The 1,187-nt window shown below is 70.4% G+C and carries 1 protein-coding gene; it reads left to right on the top strand.

The window, feature by feature from the left end; translation table 11 throughout:
- Window positions 1-133 precede the first annotated feature (133 nt).
- A partial coding sequence (locus WCD74_RS29825; RefSeq protein WP_337698568.1) for an IS481 family transposase occupies window positions 134-1,187 on the top strand: 1,054 nt, incomplete at its 3' end.

Here is a 1,187-nt window from a genome sequence, read left to right as displayed (position 1 = left end):
CTGTCCCACCCACGGAGGTTGGTGACGCGGCGGGTGACGACACGCCAAGATCGATGATCTTGAACTAGGGAGGACCTCCAGGCGAGGTGTGGAGCTGCTGAAGGCACCCACGCCGTCGACCCTGGAGGTCCTCGTGCCGCACCGTAATGCTCCGCTGACCTTCGAAGGCAAGCGCCGGTTGTGCCTGCGTGTCGACGCCGGCCGCCCCAAGGCCCACGTCGCCGCCGAGGCCGGCATCTCGCGCCAGTGCCTGCACAAGTGGCACACCCGGTGGCTGGCCGAAGGCGAGGACGGGCTGCGCGAGCGCTCCTCGCGCCCCCACCACAGCCCGCAACGCACGCCACCTGAGCTCGAGGCCCGCATCGAGACCGTGCGCCGCGAACGCAACCTCGGCCCGCTACTGATCGCCTACGAACTGCGCCGCGCCGACGGCACCCGCATCTCCGGTTCCGGAGTGCACAAAGTGCTGTCCAGACGGGGCATCTCCCGTCTGCGCGACCTCGACCCACCCACCGGTGAGCAACTGCGCGAGTCCGAGCAGCTGCGCCGCGACGACCCGGCCACCACCGTCCACGGCCCGAACCGGTGGCGGCGCTACGAACGCGACCGGCCCGGCGAGCTGGTCCACCTCGATGTCAAGAAGCTCGGCCACATCCGCGCCGGCGGCGGCTGGTGGGCCCACGGCCGGGACTCCGCCCAGTACCGGGCTTCCCGCAACGCCCCGAAGGTGGGCTACGACTACGTCCACGTCGCGGTCGACGACCACTCCCGACTGGCCTATGTCGAGGTCATCAACACCGAGGCCGGCGGGGAGAACCAGCAGGCCTGCGCGGGGTTCCTGCGCCGCGCGCACACCTGGTTCGCCGACCACGGCGTGACCATCGAACGGATCATGACCGACAACGCCATGGCCTACCGGCGCAGCCACCTGTTCGCCGCGACCTGCGCCGAGCTCGGCATCGCCCGCCGGTTCACCAAGCCTCGCTGCCCCTGGACCAACGGGAAAGCCGAACGGTTCAACCGCACCCTGGCCCAGGAATGGGCCTACGCCAGCGTGTTCGACTCCTCCGCCGAGCGTGTCGCCGCGCTACCGGCCTGGCTGCACGGCTACAACTTCCACCGGCCCCACACCGCGCTCGCAGGACACCCGCCCGCCCACCGCGTCAACAACGTCTGTGCCTACGACA

The sequence above is a fragment of the Actinomycetospora aurantiaca genome, assembly GCF_037401875.1.
GTDB lineage: Bacteria > Actinomycetota > Actinomycetes > Mycobacteriales > Pseudonocardiaceae > Actinomycetospora > Actinomycetospora aurantiaca.
The sequence above is the reverse complement of the archived record's forward strand: the minus strand, read 5'-3'. Positions and strand labels throughout refer to the sequence as shown.